Annotated in this window: 2 tRNA genes and 2 rRNA genes; all 4 read left to right on the top strand. The window is 47.4% G+C overall.

The features are described 5' to 3' along the window. Window positions 1–370: 370 nt before the first annotated feature. Window positions 371–1,893 (top strand): 16S ribosomal RNA (locus ACVWYN_RS18305). A gap of 117 nt (window positions 1,894–2,010) precedes the next feature. Next, a tRNA-Ile gene (locus ACVWYN_RS18300) sits at window positions 2,011–2,085 on the top strand. A 17-nt stretch (window positions 2,086–2,102) separates the two neighbouring features. Continuing rightward, window positions 2,103–2,179: transfer RNA gene (locus ACVWYN_RS18295), tRNA-Ala, on the top strand. A 293-nt stretch (window positions 2,180–2,472) separates the two neighbouring features. Then, window positions 2,473–4,621: ribosomal RNA gene (locus tag ACVWYN_RS18290) — 23S ribosomal RNA — on the top strand; the annotation flags it as partial.

Below are 4,621 nucleotides of genomic sequence, written 5' to 3'. Positions count from 1 at the left end.
AAAAAAAGCTTGACAGATTCAAAAAGATTCTTACCTTTGCAGTCCCAACAAAACGGGGATTTATCGAACGGAGTTTGATAAAGAATAAAAAGATTGAAAGGATTTGATTTTAAACAGAGGTGTGGATGATAAAGACCACGCTGAAACATAGAGATCATATTTTAAGATATAAAAGGTTGACCCGTGAGGCGAGACCGATAAGTTCATTAAAGAGATGTCATTTATAGCGTAGCGAGGTAAGAGAGTGCTGATTCAAAGTACATGATACCAGTGCTATTATTTTAGAGTTAATTTCTATCAGACAATACAAATAGAATAAAGACTATTATTAATTAAGTTAAGAATGGTCAGCGTTCAAACAACACATTTTACAATGGAGAGTTTGATCCTGGCTCAGGATGAACGCTAGCGGCAGGCCTAATACATGCAAGTCGAACGATAGATTGGTGCTTGCACTAATCGAAAAGTGGCGCACGGGTGCGTAACGCGTATGCAACCTACCTTATTCAGGGGGATAGCCCGAAGAAATTCGGATTAACACCGCATAAAATCACAGCACAGCATTGTGTAATGATCAAATATTTATAGGAATAAGATGGGCATGCGTGTCATTAGCTAGTTGGCGGGGTAACGGCCCACCAAGGCGACGATGACTAGGGGATCTGAGAGGATGACCCCCCACACTGGTACTGAGACACGGACCAGACTCCTACGGGAGGCAGCAGTAAGGAATATTGGTCAATGGAGGCAACTCTGAACCAGCCATGCCGCGTGCAGGAAGACAGCCCTCTGGGTCGTAAACTGCTTTTATTCGGGAATAAACCTTTCTACGTGTAGAGAGCTGAATGTACCGAAGGAATAAGGATCGGCTAACTCCGTGCCAGCAGCCGCGGTAATACGGAGGATCCAAGCGTTATCCGGATTTATTGGGTTTAAAGGGTGCGTAGGCGGCTTGTTAAGTCAGGGGTGAAAGACGGTGGCTCAACCATCGCAGTGCCTTTGATACTGATGAGCTTGAATGAACTAGAGGTAGGCGGAATGTGACAAGTAGCGGTGAAATGCATAGATATGTCACAGAACACCGATTGCGAAGGCAGCTTACTATGGTTTTATTGACGCTGAGGCACGAAAGCGTGGGGATCAAACAGGATTAGATACCCTGGTAGTCCACGCCCTAAACGATGAATACTCGCTGTTAGCGATACACAGTTAGCGGCTAAGCGAAAGCGTTAAGTATTCCACCTGGGGAGTACGCCCGCAAGGGTGAAACTCAAAGGAATTGACGGGGGCCCGCACAAGCGGAGGAGCATGTGGTTTAATTCGATGATACGCGAGGAACCTTACCCGGGCTTGAAAGTTAGTGAATCATTTAGAGATAGATGAGTGAGCAATCACACGAAACTAGGTGCTGCATGGCTGTCGTCAGCTCGTGCCGTGAGGTGTTGGGTTAAGTCCCGCAACGAGCGCAACCCCTATGTTTAGTTGCCAGCACGTTAAGGTGGGGACTCTAAACAGACTGCCTGTGCAAACAGAGAGGAAGGAGGGGACGACGTCAAGTCATCATGGCCCTTACGTCCGGGGCTACACACGTGCTACAATGGGTGGTACAGAGGGCAGCAAGCTGGTAACAGCAAGCAAATCTCAAAAAGCCATTCACAGTTCGGATAGAGGTCTGCAACTCGACCTCTTGAAGTTGGATTCGCTAGTAATCGCGTATCAGCAATGACGCGGTGAATACGTTCCCGGGCCTTGTACACACCGCCCGTCAAGCCATGGAAGTTGGGGGTACCTAAAGTATGTAACCGCAAGGAGCGTCCTAGGGTAAAACCGATAACTGGGGCTAAGTCGTAACAAGGTAGCCGTACCGGAAGGTGCGGCTGGAATACCTCCTTTCTGGAGTAGGATTGACTACTCGCTACGTAAAATGATATAAATGACAAAAGATCTCAAAAAAGAAAACCCATAGGATGAAGCATCACATAGTGTTCTCATACTGCAGTAAAGACAATTAGTCCCGTAGCTCAGTTTGGTTAGAGCACTACACTGATAATGTAGGGGTCAGCAGTTCAAATCTGCTCGGGACTACATAATTGCATCTTAATGGGGGATTAGCTCAGCTGGCTAGAGCGCCTGCCTTGCACGCAGGAGGTCAACGGTTCGACTCCGTTATTCTCCACCATCACCCGGCCTTGTTATAAAAGGGCATTAAATAGCATACTTACGGAAGTAAGGAAAGCGGGGATTGAAAAGTTCTTTGACATATTGGAAGAAGTTAAAAAAGAAGAGCAAACAACAATAGATAGGTTGTTAGCTTGAATAGAAGAAACAGTTATGTACACGTTACATTAGGTTGAACAGAAGGATTTATCCGGATAGGGAAATTGGTAGCAGTTACGTACTACGTATTTTGTTCGTAAAGAGCTGACAATGATCAAAAAAAGCATTTCCATAGGCGCAAAAGGCTATGGAGAGAAGAAAGTAAATAAGAGCACACAGGGGATGCCTTGGCTCTCAGAGGCGATGAAGGACGTGATAAGCTGCGATAAGCACTGGGGATTAGCAAATATGAATTGATCCGGTGATTTCCGAATGGGGAAACCTGGCTAGTTGAAGACTAGTCGTATATAATACGCAAACCTGCCGAACTGAAACATCTAAGTAAGCAGAGGAAGAGAAAATAATAATGATTTCCTAAGTAGTGGCGAGCGAACGGGAAAGAGCCCAAACCACTTATGTTACGGCATAAGTGGGGTTGTAGGACTACGATATGATTATAATGCAATGAAGTGGAACAGGATGGGAAGCCTGGCAATATAGAGTGAGAGCCTCGTACACGTAAGTACCATTAGTCTAGTAGTATCCTGAGTACCGCGAGGTCGGAGACGCCTTGTGGGAATCTGCCGGCACCATCCGGTAAGGCTAAATACTCCTGAGAGACCGATAGTGAACCAGTACCGTGAGGGAAAGGTGAAAAGAACCCCGAACAGGGGAGTGAAATAGAACCTGAAACTGTGTGCTTACAAGCGGTCGGAGCGTCCAGGTGGCGTGACGGCGTGCCTTTTGCATAATGAGCCTACGAGTTACTCTTCTCTGGCAAGGTTAAGTGTTTAAGACACGGATCCGAAGCGAAAGCGAGTCTGAATAGGGCGTATAGTCAGGGGAGGTAGACGCGAAACCTTGTGATCTACCCATGGACAGGTTGAAGGTGCGGTAACACGTACTGGAGGACCGAACCGATAAACGTTGAAAAGTTTCCGGATGATCTGTGGGTAGGGGTGAAAGGCTAATCAAACTGGGAAATAGCTCGTACTCCCCGAAATGTTTTTAGGAACAGCGTGGTGGTTAAGTTAAATAGAGGTAGAGCTACTGATTGGGTGCGGGGGAGTCAAATCCTACCAAATCCAGACAAACTCCGAATGCTATTTAATATACACTGCAGTGAGGCGCGGGGTGCTAAGGTCACGCGCCGAGAGGGAAAGAACCCAGACCATCAGCTAAGGTCCCCAAGTTACAGTTAAGTTGAACTAACGAGGTCCGATTGCACAGACAGCTAGGATGTTGGCTTGGAAGCAGCCATTCATTTAAAGAGTGCGTAACAGCTCACTAGTCGAGCGATCGGGCATGGATAATAAACGGGCATTAAATTGTACACCGAAGCTATGGGTAATATTAATATTACGGTAGGGGAGCATTCCAGCGGCAGCGAAGCTATGACGTAAGTTGTGGTGGAGCTTCTGGAAAAGCAAATGTAGGCATAAGTAACGATAAGGCGGGCGAGAAACCCGCCCACCGAAAGGATAAGGTTTCCTGATCAACGCTAATCGGATCAGGGTTAGTCGGGGCCTAAGGAGAACCCGAGAGGGATATTCGATGGACAACGGATTAATATTTCCGTACTTTTTATAACTGCGATGTGGGGACGGAGTAGTGACACTGCCGCGATCTGACGGAATAGATCGTTAAAGGCTGTAGGTATTGGGACTGTAGGTAAATCCGCAGACCTAGCTGAACGCCGATAGTACCGCGAGCCTTCGGGTAAGTGGATAGCGCAGGTAATCAGACTTCCAAGAAAAACCGCTAAGCTTCAGGTTATAAAAACCCGTACCGCAAACCGACACAGGTATCCGGGAAGAGAATTCTAAGGTGCTCGAGTGAATCATGGCTAAGGAACTCGGCAAAATGGCCCTGTAACTTCGGGAGAAGGGGCGCTGGCAGCAATGTCAGCCGCAGTGAAAAGGCCCAGGCGACTGTTTAACAAAAACACATGGCTTTGCAAAATCGAAAGATGAAGTATAAGGCCTGACACCTGCCCGGTGCTGGAAGGTTAAGAGGGGATGTCATCCGCAAGGAGAAGCATTGAATCGAAGCCCCAGTAAACGGCGGCCGTAACTATAACGGTCCTAAGGTAGCGAAATTCCTTGTCGGGTAAGTTCCGACCTGCACGAATGGTGTAACGATCTGGGCGCTGTCTCAGCCATGAGCTCGGTGAAATTGTGGTCCCGGTGAAGACGCCGGGTACCCGCAACGGGACGGAAAGACCCCATGCACCTTCACTACAATTTAACATTGACATTGGATACAGGATGTGTAGGATAGGTGGGAGACTATGAAGCGGGCTCGC

This window comes from Pedobacter sp. UYP24, assembly GCF_054057295.1.
This window is presented reverse-complemented; position numbering and strand designations above follow the sequence as displayed.